Annotated in this window: 16 protein-coding genes; 4 read left to right on the top strand and 12 right to left on the bottom strand. The window is 73.3% G+C overall.

Going from position 1 to position 20,129, the window contains the following annotated elements:
- Positions 1 to 57: 57 nt before the first annotated feature.
- The 4 genes from BLW82_RS23955 to BLW82_RS44560 all read right to left on the bottom strand — a co-directional run bounded on the left by BLW82_RS23955 (position 58) and on the right by BLW82_RS44560 (position 4,690).
- The gene (locus BLW82_RS23955; protein ID WP_093501614.1) at positions 58 to 1,794 is read right to left on the bottom strand and encodes a thiamine pyrophosphate-dependent enzyme; all 1,737 of its coding nucleotides are present in this window, start codon (positions 1,792 to 1,794) and stop codon (positions 58 to 60) included.
- Between the two features lie 31 nt (positions 1,795 to 1,825).
- A complete protein-coding gene (locus BLW82_RS23950; protein ID WP_093501612.1) occupies positions 1,826 to 2,671 on the bottom strand; it encodes an alpha/beta hydrolase in 846 nt (281 codons plus the stop codon).
- Between the two features lie 205 nt (positions 2,672 to 2,876).
- Positions 2,877 to 4,070: a PucR family transcriptional regulator gene (locus BLW82_RS44565; RefSeq protein WP_093508223.1), complete on the bottom strand. Its 1,194-nt coding sequence runs from the start codon at positions 4,068 to 4,070 to the stop codon at positions 2,877 to 2,879.
- Between the two features lie 98 nt (positions 4,071 to 4,168).
- Positions 4,169 to 4,690, bottom strand: coding sequence for a hypothetical protein (locus BLW82_RS44560; RefSeq protein WP_107408566.1), 522 nt, complete (start codon positions 4,688 to 4,690; stop codon positions 4,169 to 4,171).
- Positions 4,691 to 4,981: 291 nt separating this feature from the next.
- On the opposite strand from BLW82_RS44560, the gene BLW82_RS23940 reads away from it, so the two are divergent.
- Positions 4,982 to 5,533: an HdeD family acid-resistance protein gene (locus BLW82_RS23940; RefSeq protein WP_093501610.1), complete on the top strand. Its 552-nt coding sequence runs from the start codon at positions 4,982 to 4,984 to the stop codon at positions 5,531 to 5,533.
- Between the two features lie 161 nt (positions 5,534 to 5,694).
- Here BLW82_RS23940 and BLW82_RS46070 read toward each other — a convergent pair whose 3' ends face one another.
- A complete protein-coding gene (locus BLW82_RS46070) occupies positions 5,695 to 6,897 on the bottom strand; it encodes a PucR family transcriptional regulator (protein WP_093501608.1) in 1,203 nt (400 codons plus the stop codon).
- A 383-nt stretch (positions 6,898 to 7,280) separates the two neighbouring features.
- A complete protein-coding gene (locus BLW82_RS23930) occupies positions 7,281 to 8,603 on the bottom strand; it encodes an MFS transporter (RefSeq protein WP_093501606.1) in 1,323 nt (440 codons plus the stop codon).
- 71 nt (positions 8,604 to 8,674) lie between these two features.
- On the opposite strand from BLW82_RS23930, the gene BLW82_RS23925 reads away from it, so the two are divergent.
- Entirely contained in the window at positions 8,675 to 9,709 is a 1,035-nt protein-coding gene (locus tag BLW82_RS23925) for a GlxA family transcriptional regulator (RefSeq protein ID WP_093501604.1), read from the top strand.
- Positions 9,710 to 10,041: 332 nt separating this feature from the next.
- On the opposite strand, the gene BLW82_RS23915 is transcribed toward BLW82_RS23925, so the two are convergent.
- The 3 genes from BLW82_RS23915 to BLW82_RS23905 form a co-directional block, all read right to left on the bottom strand.
- Positions 10,042 to 11,094, bottom strand: coding sequence for a Zn-dependent alcohol dehydrogenase (locus BLW82_RS23915; RefSeq protein WP_093501602.1), 1,053 nt, complete (start codon positions 11,092 to 11,094; stop codon positions 10,042 to 10,044).
- Positions 11,094 to 12,248 (bottom strand): acyl-CoA dehydrogenase family protein, encoded by a 1,155-nt coding sequence (locus BLW82_RS23910; RefSeq protein ID WP_093501600.1) that lies wholly within the window; start codon positions 12,246 to 12,248, stop codon positions 11,094 to 11,096. The genes BLW82_RS23915 and BLW82_RS23910 overlap by 1 nt, the downstream gene beginning before the upstream one ends.
- Positions 12,249 to 12,728: 480 nt before the next feature.
- Positions 12,729 to 13,643, bottom strand: coding sequence for an SDR family NAD(P)-dependent oxidoreductase (locus tag BLW82_RS23905; protein WP_093501598.1), 915 nt, complete (start codon positions 13,641 to 13,643; stop codon positions 12,729 to 12,731).
- Positions 13,644 to 13,729: 86 nt separating this feature from the next.
- Here BLW82_RS23905 and BLW82_RS23900 point away from each other — a divergent pair, with 86 nt between their 5' ends.
- Complete coding sequence (locus BLW82_RS23900) at positions 13,730 to 14,665, top strand: cyclase family protein (protein WP_093501596.1); 936 nt, start codon at positions 13,730 to 13,732, stop codon at positions 14,663 to 14,665.
- Between the two features lie 313 nt (positions 14,666 to 14,978).
- Here BLW82_RS23900 and BLW82_RS23895 read toward each other — a convergent pair whose 3' ends face one another.
- The 3 genes from BLW82_RS23895 to BLW82_RS23880 form a co-directional block, all read right to left on the bottom strand.
- Positions 14,979 to 15,455 (bottom strand): ATP-binding protein, encoded by a 477-nt coding sequence (locus tag BLW82_RS23895; protein ID WP_093501594.1) that lies wholly within the window; start codon positions 15,453 to 15,455, stop codon positions 14,979 to 14,981.
- A 552-nt stretch (positions 15,456 to 16,007) separates the two neighbouring features.
- Positions 16,008 to 16,892, bottom strand: a complete 885-nt coding sequence (locus BLW82_RS23885) for an acyl-CoA dehydrogenase family protein (protein ID WP_093501590.1) — start codon at positions 16,890 to 16,892, stop codon at positions 16,008 to 16,010.
- Between the two features lie 6 nt (positions 16,893 to 16,898).
- Positions 16,899 to 18,029 carry an acyl-CoA dehydrogenase family protein gene (locus BLW82_RS23880; protein WP_093501588.1) on the bottom strand — a complete coding sequence of 377 codons (1,131 nt, stop codon included), beginning with the start codon at positions 18,027 to 18,029 and terminating at the stop codon, positions 16,899 to 16,901.
- Positions 18,030 to 18,154: 125 nt separating this feature from the next.
- On the opposite strand from BLW82_RS23880, the gene BLW82_RS23875 reads away from it, so the two are divergent.
- Positions 18,155 to 19,864, top strand: coding sequence for a class I adenylate-forming enzyme family protein (locus tag BLW82_RS23875; protein ID WP_256215932.1), 1,710 nt, complete (start codon positions 18,155 to 18,157; stop codon positions 19,862 to 19,864).
- Positions 19,865 to 20,129 lie beyond the last annotated feature (265 nt).

The raw sequence follows: 20,129 nt of genomic DNA, 5'->3' as shown, positions 1-20,129 counted from the left end.
CGTTGTCCTCCGCTGCGGATGGGCCGGTCATATCGGTCTTCCTGTCGTGTCGGCCGGTCAGGCGAGCCGGACGTTGTGCGTGGCGGTGTCGACGACGTCGTCCAGGCGGCCGGCGAAGACCTGCCGCGCCGCGCTCAGGGTGAACCCCGCGGCGGTGCTGGCGGGCACCCGGGCCGGGATCGCGAGCGCGTAGGGATCGACGAGGACGTCGACGACGACCGGGCCGCCGGTGTGGGCCAGGGCGGTCGCGAGCCCGTCCGCCACCTCGCCGGGATCTTCGATGCGGATACCCCTGGCGCCCATCGCCTCGGCGACGGCGGCGAAGTCCGGGGTCGCGAAGTCGGTCCCGAACGGCACGAGGCCCGCCTCCTGCTGCTCGATCCTGACGAACTCCAGCCCGCTGTTGTTCAGGACGACGTGCACGACCGGCAGCCGGCGCTGCACCTCGGTGAGCAGGTCGCCGAGCGCGAGCATGCTGAACCCGCCGTCGCCGCACAGCGCGATCGTCTGCCGTCCGGGGAAGGCGAGCTGCGCACCGAACGCGCCGGGCGACGCGGTGGCCATGGACGCCCACGAGAACGATCCGGACAGCCGCCGCCGCGGCCCGTACCTGATGTGCCGGGCGGCCCAGATGACGGGGGTGCCGGTGTCCGCGAAGAACAGGGCGTCCTCGTCGGCCAGGTCGCTGAGGACGGTGGCGACGTACTCGGGCCGGATCGGCCTGATGCGCGGCCCTTTCTCCGTGTAGTGCCGCATCCTGCGGTGGAACCGTTCCGTCTCCTCCACACAGCGGGCGAGGAAGCCGCCGTCGGGCTTCGGCTCGACCAGCGGCAGGATCGCCTGCACGGTCGCCCGTACGTCACCGGCCACGGCCAGGTCGACCGGAACGCGCCTGCCGAGCCGCTCCGGTTCGTGGTCGACCTGGATGATCCTGGTCCTGCCGTGCTGCGGCAGGAACTCGGCGAACGGGAAGTCGGTACCGAGCATCAGCAGGACGTCGGCGTGGTGCAGCGCGTGATGGCAGCCGCCGTAGCCGAGCAGCCCGGTCATGCCGACCGCGTTCGCGTTGTCGTGCTCCAGGAACTGCTTGCCCTTGAGCGAGTAGCCGACCGGCGCACCGAGCTTCCCGGCCAGGGCCGTCACCTCCGCGTGCGCCCCGGCGCAGCCCTGGCCGCCGAAGACCGCCACCGTACCGGCCTCGTTGATCAGCCCGGCCATGGCGGCGAGGTCCTCCGCCCCGGCCGGGGCGCGGGCCGGCCGGGGCAGCCGGATCTCGTAGCGGTCCTTCGGCGCGCTCGCCGCCGCGACGTCACCGGGCAGGGACAGGACCGCGGGTCCGCCCCGGGTCACGGCGGCCGTGACCGCCGAGGTCACGACGTGGCGGAGCTGGGCGGGGTTGACCAGCCGGGCCACGTACACCGCGGAGGTGGCGAAGAACCGGTACGGGTTGAGCTCCTCGACGGTCTCGCTGTCCAGCAGGCCGGTCTCGGTGTCGCCGGCCAGGACGATGACGGGCACCCGCTCCTTGCGGGCGTCCAGCATGCCGTTGACCAGGTGTACGACGCCCGGTCCCGCCGTTCCGCAGACCACGACGGGCTGCCCCGTCAGCCGTGCCTCGGCGACGGCGGCGAAGACGCCGAACTCCTCGTTGCGCACATGCACGAAGTCGACCTGGCCGTTGCGGCGCAGGGCGTCGACCACCGGGTTGAGCGCGTCACCCACGATCCCGTAACAGCGTCGCACCCCGGCGCTGACCAGCATTTCCCACAGGCCGTCGGCCACTGTCCTGGACATCGCGCACCTTCCGTTCTCGGAGGTCGGCCGGTCACACCGGGTCGCCGGTCGCGGAGTCGAGGACTCCGGGGCGCGGGTCCAGCGCCCAGTCGAGGGCGAAGTCGGCCACCGCCTCCCACCCGGGCTCACCGCAGGTGAAGTGGTCGCGCCCCTCGAACACGGTGTGCGCGGTGACCGCCGTCGAGTGCTTGACGTTCTTCTCGTAGTTCTGCCGCTGGACGACCGGGGGCAGGATGTGGTCGCTGCCGCCGGAGACGAACAGCAGCGGCGCCCGGTCGTCGTCGGCGAAGTCGAAGGTGGTGGCCGCGTGACGGGTGACGGCCGCGAGACCGCCCTGGAAGAGGATGCGGGCCGGCGTCGGCACCGCGTAGCGGTCGTAGGCGCGCCGGGAGGCGTCCTCGTCCAGGGTGTTGGTGAAGGCGTAGTGGAACTGCTCGGCCGTCAGCGGGACGGCCCGGCGCACGTTCGCCGGGTCCTTCAGGACCGGCAGCACCGAACGGAGCTCGGACAGGGGCATCGCGTTCACGCCCTTGACCGCCGCGCCGTCGAGCGACACCCCCGCCGCCCCGAGCCCGGCGCCCACCAGCAGCTGGGCGAAGGTCCCGCCGAACGAGTGCCCCATGATGATCGGCGGACTTTCCAACTCCTCGATGAGGCCGGTGAGATGGTCCAGCACCTCGCGGACGCCGACCCCGGCGATCGCGGAGGCGTCCTTCCGGAGCGCCTCGACCCCGGCCTCCCCGGGCTCGATCCCCGGGTATCCGGGCGTCAGCACGGTGAATCCGCGCTCCTCGTACCGGGTCACCCAGTGCTCCCAGGCGAGCGGCGTCATCCACAGGCCGTGTATCAGGACGATCGTGTCCGGGGCCGTCGTCATGCCCGCATCTCCTCCATCGCGGTAAGGGTGCCGGCAGGGCGGGAATCCCGGCTCCGCCGGACCCTGCCGCCGGACAGCGTGGCACCTGCCTCGTTGTGCACGGGGACAAGAAGCGGGGCCGCCGTTGGGCACCATGACGGCGCCCGGACAGAAGGCGGGCTCCCGGAACGGCGCGGGGCCGGCCGGTGCGGGCCGGCCGGCCCGGTCACGCGGAGCGAGGCGCGGTGCGCGTACCCGTCGTCTCCGCCCGGACCACCGCCAGCCGGGCCAGCTCCCGGTGGGCGTGCCGGTCGAGGTCGAGGCCGGACAGCTTCTCGATCCGGTTGATCCGGTAGAGCAGGGTGTTGCGGTGGGCCGGCAGGGCCGCCGCGGCCGCCGTCCGGTTGAAACCGTGCGCGACCAGGCACGCCAGTGTCCGCGACAGCGTTCCGGAGGGGTCCTCGGCATCGAGCCGGCCCAGTACGCGCCGCATGACGCCGTCGGCGAGCTGGGGGGAGTTCCCGAGCATGACCTCCGTCAGGAAGTCGTCGAGGCGGATCCGCCCCCGGCGTCCCGCCCTGCTCCCCAGGGTGACCAGGTCGTGCAGGGTGCCGACCGTCTCCGCCAGTGCCGCCCGGCCGGTGGCCGGCTCGGCGGCGAGGACCAGCGCGCTGTCGGCGAGGAAGTCCGTCCAGTCGAACCCCGGCCGGGTCAGCCCGGCCACCCGGTGCCCCTCCGCGCAGGCCAGCGCCCCCGCGCTCCGCAGCCGCGCCGCCAGGCCGGCGTGGGCGGCGGCCGAGCCGCCGTCGAGCGCCGTCACGAAAGGGCAGTACGGGCCGGCGAGGTCGAAGCCCAGCCGTTCCGCCCGGTCCAGGTCCTCGACGGTCGTCGCCGACCGGGCGCAGATCCGGGCGAAGAGCGCCGCCGCGCGGGAGTTGCCGTCGGCGGACGGCAGCTCCCGCTGATCGGCGAACGCCCGCCGCACGGTCGTCAGGGCGATGTCCAGGAACGCCCACGCCACGTCCAGCTGGGGCATCAGCCACACCCGGTCCTCGGCCGGGCTGAGCTCAAGCAGCGCGCTGCACACCGCGCGTGCCGCCCCGGAGCAGGCACGGAACGCGTCCTCGGCGAGAAGGCCGTGCCTGGCCGCCGCGCGCGCCGCCTCGTAGAGTTCCGACAGCGCGTCCCCGGCAGGTTCCTGCCCGCTCAGCAGCCAGTTCCTGATCAGTTCGACGCTACGGCGGATCAGGTCCTCCCGGGACCCGGCCCGGCAGCCGGGTCCGGGTATCCGGCCGGTCGGCACCTCCGCCAGGCCGCGGGCCAGCTGATGCGCCATCAGGTCCGGGTCCAGGCGGCGGAGTACGCCGCGCAGCCGGCCGGCCGCCGCGGAGCAGGCGTCGGCGCGGGGCGTGGCGTACATGCGCGTCACCTTCCGGGGGGGGTCGATGCGGCCGGCGTGCCCCGGCTCGCGTGGTGGCCGGTGCGGCCGGGCTCTGGGTTCACCGCCGGCACCGGTGATCAGCTGTCCGGCTTCCGCGGCGGGTGCGCGTGCGGCGGCGGGAGCAGGAAGCGCCACGCGTTCAGCACCCCGCTGACGAACGCCACGGCGGAGGCAGGCAGCAGCAGGTAGAGGCCCGCGTCGTGGCCGAAGGCCAGCAGGGCCCCGGCCGCCACGAACAGCAGCATGACGACCACGTTGGTGTCCCGGCGGTCGAAGATGTCGGTCAGCCGCCCGTCGTCGACGGCCGCCTCGCGCTTGTTCCGCCCGATGGCCAGCAGGCTCAGGCAGGCGCCGATCCCCATGGCGATGAGCTCGGCGCCCAGCACCGGGTCGGGCTGGCCGGGCACGAGCAGGGCGGTGGCCATGAGCAGCGGCGCGATGAACAGCACCAGGGTCTGCGCCGCGCCCGCCCGCAGGCCCGGGTGCCGGGCGATCCGGCCGGTGTCCACGGACACCGCGACGAACAGCAGCCCGGTGAGGGCGGCGCTGGCTCCTCCGGTCATCACGGCGAAGCTCTCCCAGTCGGCCGGGACGCTCATACGCCGCGCACCCCCGGCAGCGACGGCCGGGGCCGGGCGTCACGCCCGGGACTTTCGCAGCGCGCCCTGGCCGCCTCCGGGGCACGTTCGGGGGGCGTCCCGGCCGGCAGTTGCCGGAGAGTCGCCCCCGGGGTCCTGACCGGCGTCCCGCGCGGATCGAGCTCGGACACACGCTCCCCTCCCGTACTGGTGCTCTGCCGTCATTCAACGCCCTGCCGCCTTGTGCCCGGGCACGAACACCCGCCCGGTTTTTGGAAGACCGCCCAGCGGGAGCGCCCGTAGCTTCGCCGCATGCACAAGAGCCCCCTGGCCCGCCTGGGCCGTTCCTGGACATGGCACCTGCTCTTCGGGCTGGTCTCGATCGGCTCCGGCGTCGTCGCCGTGGCCTGGCCCGGCCCGACACTGGTCGTGCTCGCGGTCGTCTTCGGCGTACAGCTCGTGGCCACCGGGGTGTTCCGCCTGGTGGGCTCGGTGAGCCTGGGCGCAGGGGACACCGCCCGCGCCCTGACGGGAGTCCTCGGCGTGGTCAGTCTGCTGCTCGGGCTGTACAGCCTGCGGCACGTGCTGATCACGGTGCTCGCGCTCGGGCTGCTGCTCGGCATCTACTGGGTGGTCGACGGTTTCACGGCCGTGTTCGTGGCGCTGGACCGTCCCGGTCTGCCCGGACGCGGCTGGAACGTCTTCATCGGCCTGCTCGGTGTCGTCGCCGGACTGATGCTGCTGACCTGGCCACAGCTGTCGCTGCTGACGCTGGCGTTCCTGGCCGGCCTCTGGATGATCATGCTCGGCGCCATGCAGCTGGGCCTGGCCCGCCTGCTGCGGGGCACCGGGCGGCCGGCCTAGTGCCGCGGCAGGCAACGTTTGCCCGTCAAGGAGCGGCGTCCGGTGCGTGCTCTCGGCGTGCCGGCCGGAAGTCCTCGTACTGGACGTACTTGGGCTTCCGTCCGGTGCGGCGAGAGTGCGTGCCGGGCGTCGTGACGGGGCGAACGTTGCCTGTTGCGGCACTAGGAACCGTCGGGCTCCGCGCCGGCCGGTCGCAGGTCCCGGCCGAGGGTCTCCCAGGTGACCGCGAGCAGGACGAGGGTGCGGTCCCGCTGCTCCCGGAGAGACAGGCCGGTCAGCTTCTCGATCCGGCCCACCCGGTACAGCAGGGTGTTGCGGTGCACCGGCAGCGCGGCCGCGGCCGCCGTGCTGTCGAAACCGTGGGCGGCGAGGCAGCGCAGGGTGGCCGCCAGGTCCACGGCGTCGGCACGCTCCAGCGGCCCGAAGACCCGCCGGACCACCCGGTCGGCGGTGTCCGGGGCATCGGCGAGCAGCAGTTCGGGCAGGTGGTCGTCGGCCCGCACCCGGCCCCGGCGCCCGGACCGGGCCCCGATGGCGATCAGCGCACGCAGCCCGTCGGCCGCCGCCCCGAGCCGGCCGCGGGCCAGCGGCTCGTCCTCGGCCAGCAGCAGCCGCGGGTCTTCGAGGAACGCCGTCCAGCCGAATCCCGACGGGGTCAGCCCGGTGACCCGCAGCCCCTCGGTGAAGGCCAGCGCCCCCGCCGCACGCAGCCGGAACGCGAGGTCGGCGTGCGCGGCGACCGACGCCCCGGCGAGCTGCGCGGTGAACGGCCGGTACGGCTCCACCAGGTCGAAGCCGAGCCGGGCGGCCCGGTCCTGGTCCTCGATCGTGACGGGCAGCCGGGCGCACAGCCGGTCGAACAGGGTACGGGCGCGCCGGTCACCGGCCGTGGACGGCGCGTCCTCCTGGTCCGAGTAGGCCCGCGCGAACACCTCCACGACCAGGTCGAGGTAGTCCTCCAGACAGCCCCAGACGGTCTCCGACCGGGCGAGCAGCACCGCCCGGTCGGCGTCCGACGCCAGATCCAGCAGCGCCTCCCAGAGCATGCGCGCACCGCGGCGGTAGACCAGGATGCTGCCCTCGATCGGCTGCCCGGACATCGCGCGGGCACGCAGGAACTCGTGGAGCTCGGACCGGAGGTAGTCGTCCGGGGGCAGGCCGTCGACCAGCCAGCGCAGGACGAGGTCGACGTTCCAGCGCACCACCGCGGCCCGGTCCACCGGCCACTGGAAGTCGGTGTAGGCGGGGAGCCGGGCGAAACCGTCCTCCATCCTGCGCACCACGACGCCCACGTCGAAGCGCTGCAGAACACCCCGCAGGTCACCGTCGGCGCCGCCCGCGCCGGCCGGCCGATGCACGTTCACGCGGCGATCCTTCCACAACGGCGCCCGGCACCCGCCCGCCACGGGAGCGCGGGACCGGACCGGGGCACCAGGCGGGGCCGGCGACGTCCGCCGCCGTTGGGCAACGCGCCCCCGAAGGGGCGCTGGAGATACACCGCGGCAGGGCCGGGGGAGAACCCACGCGACCGGCCACGACGGCGGCGCGGACGGCAGACGGCAGACGGCGGACGACGAAGGGCAAACGGCGGACGACGTACGGCGGACGACGTACGACGTACGGCGGACGACGTACGACGTACGACGTACGGCAGACGGCAGACGGCAGACGGCAGACGGCAGACAGCAGACAGCAGACGGCAGACGGCAGACGGCGCACTCTCGGCACTTCCGGCGGGGCGCCTGGCCTAGGCCGCCACGGCACCGAGTCCCGCCGCCGGGGCCACCGGCCGCCGCCGGATCACCAGGGCCATCAGGGCCGCCGCCGCGCACAGGGCACCGGAGGCGTACCAGACCATGTCGTAGGTGCCGAAGACGTCGCGGGCGACGCCGCCGAGGAAGGCGACGAGGGCCGCGCCGACCTGGTGGGAGGCGAGGACCCAGCCGAAGACGATGGCGCTGTCCTCGCCGTATTGCTCCCGGCACAGGGCCAGGGTGGGCGGGACGGTGGCGACCCAGTCGAGGCCGTAGAAGACGATGAAGAAGATCATCGAGGGGTGGACCGACGGACCCAGCAGCATCGGCAGGAACAGCAGCGAGACGCCGCGCAGGGCGTAGTAGACGGCGAGCAGGCGGCGCGGTTCGAAGCGGTCGGTGAACCAGCCGGAGGCGATCGTGCCGACGACGTCGAACACGCCGATGACCGCGAGCAGCGAGGCCGCCGTGGTCACCGGCAGGCCGTGGTCGTGGGCGGCGGGCACGAAGTGGGTCTGGATCAGGCCGTTGGTGGACGCCCCGCAGATCGCGAAGGTGCCGGCGAGCAGCCAGAACGGACCGGTGCGGACGGCGGAGAGGAGCACCCCGACCGTCCTGCGCGCGGCTCCGGTGACCGGTGCCGGCTTCGGGACGAACTCCGTCGCGCCGTACGGCATCTGGGCCACGTCGGCGGGGTGGTCGCGCAGCAGCAGCCAGACGAAGGGGACGACCGCGAGGGCGGCCAGGGCGACGGTGACGGCGGCCGGGCGCCAGTCGTACGTCTCGACCATCCAGGAGAGCAGCGGCAGGAAGATCAGCTGGCCGGAGGCGGAGGCGGCGGTGAGGATGCCGCTGACCAGGCCGCGGCGGGTGGTGAACCAGCGGTTGGTGACCGTGGCGGCGAAGGCGAGCGCCATCGAGCCGGACCCGAGGCCGACCAGCAGGCCCCAGCAGAGCATCAGCTGCCAGGCCGCCGTCATCCACACGGTCAGGCCCGAGCCGATCGCGATGACGGTCAGCGCGACGGCCACCACCCGGCGTATGCCGAAACGGTCCATCAGCGCGGCGGCGAAGGGCGCGGTGAGTCCGTACAGCGCGAGGTTGACGGAGACGGCCGCGCCGATCGTGCCGCGCGACCAGCCGAACTCCGCGTGCAGGGGGTCGATGAGCAGGCCGGGCAGGGAGCGGAAGGCGGCCGCGCCGATGATCGTGACGAAGGTGACGGCGGCGACGAACCAGGCACGGTGGATGCGCGGCGACCGGGTCGGCTTCGGGTCCTCGGCGAGGGCGGCCGCGGCTTCGGTTGTCTGGGTCACTCCACAAATATCGGGCCGACCGCTCCCTTCCATCGAGTGGCCGAGAGGACAGTGTTCGCTAGGATCGGGCCATGAGCAGAGACCCCGGCCCCGGCTTCCGCCCGCACCGCGTCGTCGTCCTCGCCCTCGACGGCCTGCTCCCCTTCGAGCTGGGCATCCCGCACCGCATCTTCGGCCGCCCCAAGGACGCCCAGGGGCGCCACCTCTACGAGGTCGTGACCTGCTCGGTCCGCCCGCCCGGCCCGGTCGACACCGACGCCGACTTCGCGATCCACGTGGCCAACGGCCCGGAGACGCTGGCCACCGCCGACACGGTGATCATCCCGGCCTCGTACGAGCTGGGCCCGGTCTTCGAACAGGGCGTCCTCACCCCCGAACTGGCCGCCGCCCTCGCCCACATCCGCCCCGGCACCCGGCTCGCCTCCATCTGCACGGGCGTCTACGTGCTGGCCGCCGCCGGCTATCTCGACGGCCGCCCGGCGACCACCCACTGGGCCGAGGCGGACCATCTCCAGCGGCTGTTCCCGCAGTTGGAGGTCGATGCGGACGTCCTGTTCATCGACGACGGCGACATCCTCACCTCCGCCGGGGTGGCCGCCGGCATCGACCTGTGCCTGCACATGGTCCGCCGCGACCACGGCACGGCCGTCGCCAACGAGGTCGCCCGCCGTACGGTCGTCCCGCCGCACCGGGACGGCGGCCAGGCCCAGTACATCCACCGTCCCGTCCTCGACCCCCAGGTCGCCACCACCACCGCGGCCCGCGCCTGGGCGCTGGGCCGCCTCCACGAGCCCATCCAGCTGCGGGACATGGCCGAGCAGGAGGCCATGTCGGTACGGACCTTCACGCGCCGCTTCCGCGAGGAGACCGGCGTCAGCCCCGGCCAGTGGCTCAGCCAGCAGCGCGTCGAACGCGCCCGCCACCTACTGGAGTCCACCGGCCTCTCCGTCGACCAGGTGGCCCGCGACGCCGGCTTCGGCACCGCCCAGTCGATGCGCCAGCACCTACAGGCGACGCTCGGCGTCACCCCGACCGCCTACCGCCGTACTTTCCGCACCGGAACGGGCGACCCCGACAGCCGCGGCGCCGTCACCACCCCGGGCTGACGCCAGGGGCCGCCGCACCTCGCCCCACCACCCGACCGCGCCGAGCACCAGGGTGACACCGACCCCGGCCAGGACGGCCGTGGACGGGGCGACCACCCGCAGCAGTGCCCCGGCGAGAGAGCCGGTCACCGCGTAACCGGCGCCGGCGGCCGCGTACATGACCGCGTACCCGGCGGCCAGGGCACCCGCCGGAAGGACTGCGCGCAGCGACAGGTTGCGGGTGAGCGTCGCGGCAGCCGCGCCCCTGACGACACCGGCCAGGCGCCGGCCAGCACGCGCGGGACCGGCAACGCCGAAAAATTTTCCCAGGGTTGTGGATAACCCGGGCACGCTCACCGGAACGTGAGCACCCCCCGTGCCACCCGTCCCGCCTCGGCGTCGGCGCGGGCCTTCTCGAAGTCCTCCACCGGGTATGTCTCGGTCACCAACTCGTCGAGCAGCAGGCTGCCCTGGCGGTACAGACCGGCGTAGAGGGCGATGTCGTGCTGCGGGCGCGAGGAGCCGTAGCGGCAGCCCAGGATGGACTTGTCGAGGAACATGGAGGCGACCGCGAAGGACACCTCGGCGGTGGGGGCCGGCATGCCGAGGAGGACGGCCTGGCCGTGCCGGTCGAGGAGGTCGACGGCCTGCCGGACCAGCTCGACCCGGCCGACGCACTCGAAGGCGTGGTCCACCCCGGTCGGCAGCAGGTCCTTCACCCCGTCCGTCGAGGTCAGGAAGTCGGTCGCGCCGAACTGCCGGGCCGCCTCCTCCTTGGCCGGGTTGGCGTCCACGGCCACGATCCGCAGCGCGCCCGCGATCCGCGCGCCCTGGATGACGTTGAGCCCGATCCCGCCGGTGCCGATGACCAGTACGGTGTCACCGCGGTCGACGCGGGCGCGGTTCAGGACGGCGCCCACCCCGGTCAGCACCCCGCACCCGATGAGGGCGGCCGAGGTCAGGGGGATGTCCTTCGGGATCCGTACCGCCTGCACGGCCTTGACGACCGTGCGTTCCGCGAAGGCCGAGTTGCACGCGAACTGGTACACGGCCCGGCCGCCGCGCAGGAACGGCCGCTGCGGGCGCCCTATGGCCTTGCGGCACATGGTGGGCCGCCCCCGGTCGCAATCGGCGCAGGCGCCGCAGTTGGCGAGCGTGGACAGGGCCACATGGTCCCCCGGCGCCACATGGGTGACCCCCACACCGACCGACTCCACCACCCCCGCGCCCTCGTGCCCGAGCACCACGGGTACGGGGAAGGGTATGGTCCCGTCCACCACAGAGAGGTCGCTGTGGCAGAGTCCGGCCGCGGACACCGCGACCAGCACCTCACCCGGCCCCGGCTCCCGCACGTCCAGATCGTCGACGACCTGCACCTGTTTCCCGTCGAACACGACTCCGCGCATCACGACTCGACCCCCTTCGGTTCCCTCGGCAGACCGAGCACCCGCTCGGCGATGATCGTGCGCTGGACCTGGTCCGAGCCGCCGTAGACGGTGTCGGCCCGGGCGAAGAGGAACAGGTGCTGGGCGGCGTCCAGTTCGTACGGCGCCGCGGCTGACCAGCCGGCCGGGCCGACGCTCGCGGCCGCGCCCCGCACCAGCACGGCGAGTTCACCGAGCCGTTGGTGCCAGCCGGCCCACAGCAGCTTGGCCACACTCGGCGCGCCGGGCTCGACGGCCGAGTTCCCCAGCGTCCGCAGGGCGTTCCACCGCATCACCCGCAACTCGGCCCACAGCCGCACCAGCCGCTCCCGTACGACGGGATCGTCGGCGGCCCCGCTCCGCACGGCGTCCCGCACCACCCGCCCCAGTTCCTGGGCGAACCCGATCTGCTGGGCGAGCGTGGACACCCCGCGCTCGAACCCGAGCAGGCTCATCGCGACGCGCCACCCGTTGCCCGCACCGCCGACGACGTGCTCCACGCGCGCGTGCGCGCCGTCGAAGAAGACCTCGTTGAAGTCGCTGGTGCCGGTCATCTGCCGGATCGGGCGCACCTCGACGCGGCCCGGCTGGTCCATGGGCACGAGCAGGAAGCTCAGCCCGTGATGGCGCCGCGAGCCCGCCTCGGTGCGCGCCAGCACGAAACACCAGTCGGCCTCGTGGGCGAGCGAGGTCCAGATCTTCTGCCCGGTGATGCGGTACCCGCCCGCCTCCCGCACCGCCACCGTCCGCACACCGGCCAGGTCGGACCCCGCGCCGGGCTCGCTGTACCCCTGGCACCACAGCTCCTGCCCGGCGGCGACCGCCGGCAGGAACCGCGCCTTCTGTTCACTGCTGCCGTGCGCGATGAGCGTCGGAGCGAGCAGGTTCTCCCCGATGTGCCCGGACCGCGGCGGCGCGACCGACCGCGCGTACTCCTCGGCCCAGGCGACCTGCTGAGTGAGCGTCGCGGTCCGGTTCCCGTACCCGCCCTCCGCCCACCCGATCCCGATCCACCCGTCGGCCCCCAGGGTGCGTTCCCAACCGCGCCGGTCCACACCGGCTTCGGCATGCGCACCGAGCCAGTCCCGGACCTCACTGCGAAACACCTCATCCTCCGGCGCTACGCCGAAATCCACGGTGACCTCCAGAGATGCGTGGGGAAGTTGGGGCCGTACGAAAACCGCCGGACACCGCCGGACACCGCCGTGGCGACTGATCGCCGTCGCGGCGGAGAAGGAAAGGGGGCCGACCGGGGGCGAAGACTGCGAGCACCGGCATGAACAGCCAACCCAGGGGCGCGGGGAACTGCGCGGCCGGCCACGGCGGCGCCGCACCCGCCCACCCACCACACCCCCACAGAGACGCGAGGAACCACGCAACCCACCACAACCGCCGCACCCACCCACCCACCGCACCCCCACAGGGGCGCGGGGAACTGCGCGACCCACCACAACCCCGCCGCACCCACCCACCACACCCCCACAGAGACGCGAGGAACCACGCAACCCACCACAACCCCGCCACACCCACCCATCACACCCCCACAGGGGCGCGGGGAACTGCGCGACCGGCCACGGCGGCGCCGCACTCGCGCATGGTCCGCACCCCCCTGCCCGCTAGGCGTTCGGCCGGCTTCCCGTTCGGGCGGCCGCTTCCATCGCCGCCAGTCGCGCCAGCATCGGCATCGGATCCGTCCCCACGCTCCCGGGCAGCGCCTGCGCGATCCGTTCCGGCGTCCAGGAGCCCCCGTCGGCGTACGCGGCGCGCAGTTCCCTCGGCTGGGCCCAGACCGCGATCTTCGGTCCGGCCACCGTGTAGACCTGCCCGGTGACCCCCGCGTCCCGCGCCGCGTCCGACAGCAGGTAGACCACGAACGCGGCCACGTCCTCCGGCTCGCCGATCTCGGTGAGTTCCGTCGGCACGCCCGCCGACATCCGGGTCCTGGCCACCGGCGCCACCGCGTTCGCGGTCACCCCGTACTTGTGCAGGCCTAGCGCCGCGCTCCGGACCAGGGAGATGATCCCGCCCTTGGCCGCGCTGTAGTTGGCCTGCGAGACCGACCCCTGGTGGTTGCCGCTGGTGAAGCCGATCAGTGTGCCGGCCCGCTGGGCGCGCATCACCGCCGACGCCGCCCGGAACACCGTGAACGTGCCCTTGAGGTGGGTGGCGACCACCGGGTCCCACTCCTCCTCGGCCATGTTGAACAGCATCCGCTCGCGCAGGATCCCCGCCACGCACACGGCCCCGTCGAGCCGGCCGTACGACGACAGCGCCGTGTCCACGACCCGCTGCCCGCCCGCCATCGTGGAGATGTCGTCGGCGACCGCGACCGCGTCCCCGCCCGCCGCCTCGATCTCCTTGACGACGGCCTCGGCGACCTCGCTGGTGGGCGAGGCACCGTCGACCGAGACGCCGTAGTCGTTGACGACGACCTTCGCTCCCTCGGCCGCCGCGGCCACCGCGACCGCCCGTCCGATACCGCGGCCCGCACCGGTCACGGCGACGACCTTGCCTGCCAAGAAGTTCCCCACGTCCGGCCCCTTCCCGCGGTTTCTGACGGACCGTTAGATTTTATGGCCCGTCAGATGTGCGGACACAAGGCCTGGGGAGGACCCAGATGTCACTGCCGGCGCTTCATCCCGCGTTCCACGACATCGCCAAGCGCGTCAACAACTGGGGGCGCTGGGGCGCCGACGACGAGATCGGCACGTTGAACCTGGTCACCGACGAGGTGGTGCGCGAGGCGGCGGCGACCGTTCGCAGCGGGCGGCGGGTGCCGCTCGCCCTTCCGCTCCGGGAGGACGGGGTGCAGACCGGGCTGATCCCCGGGCGGGTCAACCCGCTGCACGCCATGGTGCAGATCAACCAGGAGCTCTTCGGCCCCGGAACGGTCGCGTGCAGCGACGACGCCGTGACCATGGGACTGCAGGCCGGCACCCATTGGGACGCGCTCACCCACGTCTCGCACTCGGGGCGGCTCTACAACGGCCGCCCGGCGGGCACGGTGACCGCGCACGGCGGTGCCGAGTTCTCCGGGATCGACAAGGCGCGGCACGTCGTCTCGCGCGGGGTGCTGCTCGACGTGGCACGCGCGCGTGGCGTGGACCGGCTGACGGGCGGGCACGCGGTCACCCCGGAGGACCTCGACGCGGCCGAGGAACTCGCGGGAACGCGCGTCCGGGCCGGTGACATCGTCCTCGTGCGGACCGGGCAGGTGCAGGTCTACCTCGCCGGGGACAAGCACGGGTACGGCTACCCGTCGCCGGGCCTGTCGGTGCACACCCCGGAGTGGTTCCACGCGCGCGACGTGGCCGCCGTCGCGAACGACACCCTCACGTTCGAGATCTTCCCGCCCGAGATCGAGGACCTGTGGCTGCCCGTGCACGCCCTGGACCTCGTGGAGATGGGGATGCTGCAGGGGCAGAACTGGAACCTCGAAGAGTTGTCCACAGCCTGTGGAGAAACCGGCCGGTACGCGTTCCTGCTGTCGGCGATGCCCGAGCCGTTCGTCGGGGCGACGGGCACCCCGGTCGCCCCCGTGGCCGTCCTGTGAACCGCGACCACGGGAAGCCGGTGTCACGCCCGAGGGGGCGTGACACCGGCCCTCCCCCATTCCCCCCATCCGGACGGCTGCGCGCACCGGCCCGCCCCGAGCCCGGTCCCGCACGCCGCCGTCCGGCTCGACCCACACTCGACGAGGGCGTCCGTCACGGACCCTCGCCGTCCCCTCGCGGCGAATCGCAGACCTCAAGCGTGAGCAAACGGTCACAAGGCGTCAACACCCGTACGGGGTTTTACGACTTATGCCCCGGTTCACCATGGGCGCGCACGGATGCAAACCCCCGGCGCATGACCGCACACCGGGATCACACCGCCTCGAAGGCCAGCCCTTCGTACGAGGCCAGGCCACCCCCGTACGCCACCGCGGCGCCCTGCCTGGTCTCCGAACAGCGATCGAGTTCGCACCAGATGCGCTTGCCGGCACCCTCGGGGCTCCAGCCCCAGCGGTCGGCGAGCCCGTCGACGAGGGCCAGGCCCCGGCCGCCGGTCGCCTCGCCGTCGGCGCACCGCGGCACGGGCGCGCGGTCGCTGGCGTCGGCGACCTCCAGCCGTACGGTGGCCGACGCGTCGGCGCCGCCGCGGTCCGCGCCCGGCAGTGAGAGCCGCAGCACGGCCGGACAGCCGGTGTGCACCACGGCGTTGGTGACCAGCTCCGAGACGAGCAGGATCAGCGTCTCGGCCAGCGGCTCGTCCGCCGCTATACCGGACCCGGCGAGGCGCGAGCGAGCCCACCTTCTGGCCCGCCCCACCTCCGTGGGGTCGGGCCGGATCTCCAGCTGCACTTGAAGCACCTGCACCGCTCACACCATCCGAACCGGCGGACACATGAACCCGCACCGAGCCAGGGCCACGACGAGGGTCGCGACCACGAGGACGGCGAGGGCCACGATCGTAGCCATTTTCTGCATGGCCAGAACAACGGCCAGAGCAAGGGTCACGGAACGTGATTCCCTTACGCGACAGCATGGTTGACGTACAGTCACCCCAACAAGCGCTTCGGGCATATTCCAGCGCGAAGGAGTACGCCTGCGGCATACTGTGCGACGCTCGCGGCGGGGAGTCGAACAAGCGGGGGCGCAAGCCCTTACCGCCCTGCGAGCGGCGGTGCGCACCCCGAGCGGCGGGGCCGCTTCGACGGCACCGCCGGCATGGCTCGTCCTCGGAACCACTCGCATCCCACAGAAGGTACCCGAGCGGACAGCCGACTCCAGGCCGTGACGAGTCACGCGTTGGACACAACCCGGTATCACGCTCAGTGATTCCGGTATGCCACAATCCGCGACATCCCGACCGCTCGGACCCGTGATTCCGCAGGCCAGCGGCGTTTCGAACGCTCAGCCGAGCAGCTCCGCGGCGAGCACTTCCTCACTCTCCGTATTCACCCCACCACGCAACGACCGCACCCATGTCCGTTTCAGATGCAGATGCACCTCCGACTCCCACGTGAACCCCATCCCCCCGTGCACCTGGAGGCAGTCCCGGGCGCCGCGCACCGCGGCCTCGTCGGCGAGCAGCCGGGCCGCCGCGACGTCCACGGGGTCGGCGGTGACGGCGGCGGCGTAGACGGCCGCCCGCGCGGTCTCGGCGCGCACCAGCATGTCGGCGCACAGGTGCTTGACCGCCTGGAACGCCCCGACGGGCCGGCCGAACTGCACGCGTGTGCGGGCGTGTTGGACGGCCAGCTCGCACACGCGCGTGGCCGTGCCGAGCTGCTCGGCGGCGGTGAGCAGCACGGCCACCGGGTCGGGCGGCCCGAGGGCCGGTCCCGGGACCGGCCCCGGCACCCGGTGCAGGGGCGTCAACGGGTCCGCCGAGCGCACCGGGACGGCCCCCGACGCGCCCCCGGTCACCGCGTCCGCCTCGGCCAGCCACTCCACCAGACCGCCGTCCACGCGGGCCACCACGGCCTCCCCGGTAGCCGCGCCGGGCACGTCGGCGGCCGCGAGGTGGGTCGCCACCAGCGGTCCCGGCAGCAGCGCCCGCCCCGCCTCCTCGAACACCAACACGGCTTCCGGCAGCCCGAGTCCGACCCCGCCGCCGGCCTCCGGCAGCCGCAGCGCGAAGAACCCGGCGGCCCCCAGTTCCCGCCACAGGCCCCGGTCGAGACGCGCCGGCCCGCCGGCCGCCGCCCGCAGCGCCGCGCCGTCGAACCGGCGCCAGAGCAGCTCCCGCATGCCCTCCCGCACCGCCTCCTGGTCGCGGGTCAGTCGAAAGCGCACGTCCGCTCACCGCCCCTTCGGCAGCCCGAGGATCCGCTCGGCCACGATGTTCCGCTGGATCTGCGAGGTCCCGGCGGCGATGGTGTACGAAAGCGAGGTGAGGCGGTCCAGGACCCACGGCCGGTCCAGATCGAGGGCGTCGGGCCCGAGCACCGCGGCCGCCGCGTCGTACAGCTCCTGACGGGCGTGCGAGTAGCGCAGCTTGAAGACCGAGCCGCCGACGCCCGGCACGCCCCTGCCCTCCGCCTCGCTGACGTTCCACTGGGTGAGCCGCCACAGCGCCCGGAACTCGGCGTGCAGCCGGCCGAGGCGGCGGCGCAGCTCCGGGTCGTCCCAGGTGCCGTTCGCGCGCGCCGTGCGCGCGAGGTCGCCGAGGACCCGGCGGCAGGCGACGACCTCGCCGACGAAGGCGGTGCCGCGCTCGAAGGAGAGGGTCACCATGGTGACCCGCCAGCCGTCGTTCTCGGCGCCGACCCGGTTGGCCACGGGCACCCGCACCTCGTCGAGGAACACCTCGGCGAACTCGTTGGACCCGGCGAGCGTGCGCAGCGGCCGCACGGTGACGCCCGGCGCGTCCATGGGCAGGGCGAGCCAGGTGATGCCCCGGTGCCGGGGCGCCTCCGGGTCCGTGCGCACCAGCAGCTCGCACCAGTCGGCGACCTCCGCGTGCGAGGTCCAGATCTTGGAACCGCTGACCACGTAGTCCTCGCCGTCCCGCCACGCGCGCGTGCGCAGCGCGGCCAGGTCCGAACCGGCGTCCGGTTCGCTGAAGCCCTGGCACCACACCTCGTCGCCGCGCAGGATCGGCGCCAGCCAGCGGGCCCGCTGCGCCTCGCTGCCCTCGGCGGCGATGGTGGGGCCCGCGTGCAGCAGACCGACGAAGTTGGCGCCCACGTAGGGTGCGCCGGCCCGCTCGGTCTCCTCGAGGAAGATCAGCCGCACGGTGGGGGACGCGTCCCAGTGGACGTCGGCGTACCCGGCGTCGTACAGCGCGCGCTGCCAGCCGAGGTCGTAGGCGCGGCGGCCCGGCCAGTCCTCCGGTTTCGGCTGCGGCGGCAGGCCGGGCAGCACCTTGGCGAGCCACTCCCGCAGCCGGGCCCGGAAGTCCTCCTCCTCGGGCGTGTAGGACAGGTCCACCGGCAGACACCCCCACGCAACTGATGGTTCGTCAGGTTCCGCAGGCTAGCCCCGCACCCCTGGACCAGCAAGGTGCCAGGACCTACGATCTGACGACTCGTCAGCTCCGCTGTCAGGGGGACTCCATGGACGCCACCGCACACGAACTGAGCGCCTCCCGCACCCTCTGGGACCTGGTCGCGCACCGCGCCGAACTCACCCCCGGACGGCCGGTGTTCCTCCAGGACGACCGCACCCTCTCGTTCGGCGGGCTGCGCGCGCGTGCCGAACGCGTCGCGGCCGGACTCCACGACATGGGCGTGCGCCCCGGCACGGTCGTCGCCTGGCAGCTGCCGACCCGGATCGAGACGGCCGTGCTTTCCTTCGCGCTGGCCAGGCTCGGCGCCGTGCAGTCCCCCGTCATCCCCTTCTACCGGGACCGCGAGGTCGGCTTCGCGCTGCGCGAGTCCAGGGCCGAGTTCTTCGCCGTGCCGGGCGTGTGGCGCGGCTTCGACCACACGGAGCTGGCGCGGCGGCTGGGCGCGAAGGGGATCTTCGAGGCGTACGACGAGCTGCCCGACGGCGATCCGGCCGTGCTGCCCGCCCCGCCCGCCGAGGGCACCTCCGTCCGGTGGATCTACTGGACCTCGGGGACCACCTCGGACCCCAAAGGCGTTCTGCACACGGACCGTTCGCTCATCGCGGGCGGTTCGTGCCTCGCGCACGCGCTGCGGCTCACGGCGGACGACGTGGGCTCGATGGCCTTCCCGTACGCGCACATCGCAGGACCCGACTACACGGTGATGCTGCTGCTGTACGGCTTCCCGGCGGTGATGTTCGAGCAGTTCGCGCTGCCGGACGCGCTGCCCGAGTACCGCAGGCACGGGGTGACGGTGGCCGGCGGGTCCACGGCGTTCTACTCGATGTTCCTGGCCGAGCAGCGCAAGCAGCCCGGGGTGCCGGTGATCCCCTCGCTGCGGCTGCTGGCCGGCGGCGGGGCGCCCAAGCCGCCGGAGGTGTACCACGCGGTGGTGCGCGAGATGGGGGTGCAGCTGACGCACGGGTACGGCATGACCGAGGTGCCGATGATCACGATGGGGGCGCCGGACGACACCGCCGAGAACCTGGCGACGACCGAGGGGAGGCCGCCGGAAGGCATGGAGATCCGGATCGCGGAGGGCGGCGAGGTGCGGCTGCGCGGGGAGGCGGTGTGCCAGGGGTACCTGGACCCGGCGCAGTCCGCCACGGCCTTCGACGAGGAGGGCTTCCTGCGCACCGGCGACCTGGGCCGGGTGACCGGCACCGGCCACCTGGTCCTCACCGGGCGGCTCAAGGACGTGATCATCCGCAAGGGCGAGAACATCTCCGCGAAGGAGATCGAGGACCTGCTCGCCGCGCACCCGGCGGTGGCCGACGCGGCGGTGGTCGGACTGCCGGACACGGAGCGCGGGGAGCTGGTCTGCGCGGTGGTCGAGCAGCCGCCGGGGGCGGCCGCGTTGACGCTCCCGGCGGTGGTGTCGTACCTGCGCGCGGAAGGGCTGTCGGTGCACAAGCTGCCGGAGCGGCTGGAGGTGGTGGACGCCCTGCCGCGCAACGAGACGCTGCGCAAGGTGCTCAAGCGGGAGACGAGTGGTCCGGATCCTCCGTCTTGGGCGGGTCCGCGAACTCCCAGGCGGCGAGGTGTACGCCGCCGGCTCCTGTCACGTCGATGCGCCGTGCCATGGGCCTGGCACCCCCCTAGCTCCGCGTGCCTAGTGTCGCCTCGTTGTGTTTCGTGGTGCTCCGGTACCGCTGCAGACTATCGAACCTCTATTCGAAAATCGGGTTCCCGCGGACAACACCCCTCATTCGAGTGACCCCTCGCCAGGCATGATCGGCGGCACCGGGGGGATTTGTTCTGCGGGGGGCGGGCCGCTCGGGGAAAACGGTCCGCGGGGATGACCCTGAGAGCTCGGGGCTCCGGGTCAGCACTGGGGAGGACAGGCCCCGGCACCGAAGGGTGCCGGGGCCAATCCCACGTCTTCGGCACATCCTCCCCGCCCCCCTCAGGCCATATGCCTCTCGCGACAGCCTCGCACGCGAAACGTTCCGGCGCTGCGATTCGGCGCATTGAACCTTGGA

Source organism: Streptomyces sp. Ag109_O5-10, assembly GCF_900105755.1.
Lineage (GTDB): Bacteria > Actinomycetota > Actinomycetes > Streptomycetales > Streptomycetaceae > Streptomyces.
Note: the sequence above shows the minus strand (reverse complement) of the source record. Positions and strands in the feature narration are given on the sequence as shown.

Coding starts and splice junctions, on each gene's coding strand:
- BLW82_RS23955 (WP_093501614.1), bottom strand. CDS start 1,794: ATGTCCAGGACAGTGGCCGACGGCCTGTGGGAAATGCTGGTCAGCGCC.
- BLW82_RS23950 (WP_093501612.1), bottom strand. CDS start 2,671: ATGACGACGGCCCCGGACACGATCGTCCTGATACACGGCCTGTGGATG.
- BLW82_RS44565 (WP_093508223.1), bottom strand. CDS start 4,070: ATGTACGCCACGCCCCGCGCCGACGCCTGCTCCGCGGCGGCCGGCCGG.
- BLW82_RS44560 (WP_107408566.1), bottom strand. CDS start 4,690: ATGAGCGTCCCGGCCGACTGGGAGAGCTTCGCCGTGATGACCGGAGGA.
- BLW82_RS23940 (WP_093501610.1), top strand. CDS start 4,982: ATGCACAAGAGCCCCCTGGCCCGCCTGGGCCGTTCCTGGACATGGCAC.
- BLW82_RS23925 (WP_093501604.1), top strand. CDS start 8,675: ATGAGCAGAGACCCCGGCCCCGGCTTCCGCCCGCACCGCGTCGTCGTC.
- BLW82_RS23915 (WP_093501602.1), bottom strand. CDS start 11,094: ATGCGCGGAGTCGTGTTCGACGGGAAACAGGTGCAGGTCGTCGACGAT.
- BLW82_RS23900 (WP_093501596.1), top strand. CDS start 13,730: ATGTCACTGCCGGCGCTTCATCCCGCGTTCCACGACATCGCCAAGCGC.
- BLW82_RS23875 (WP_256215932.1), top strand. CDS start 18,155: ATGGACGCCACCGCACACGAACTGAGCGCCTCCCGCACCCTCTGGGAC.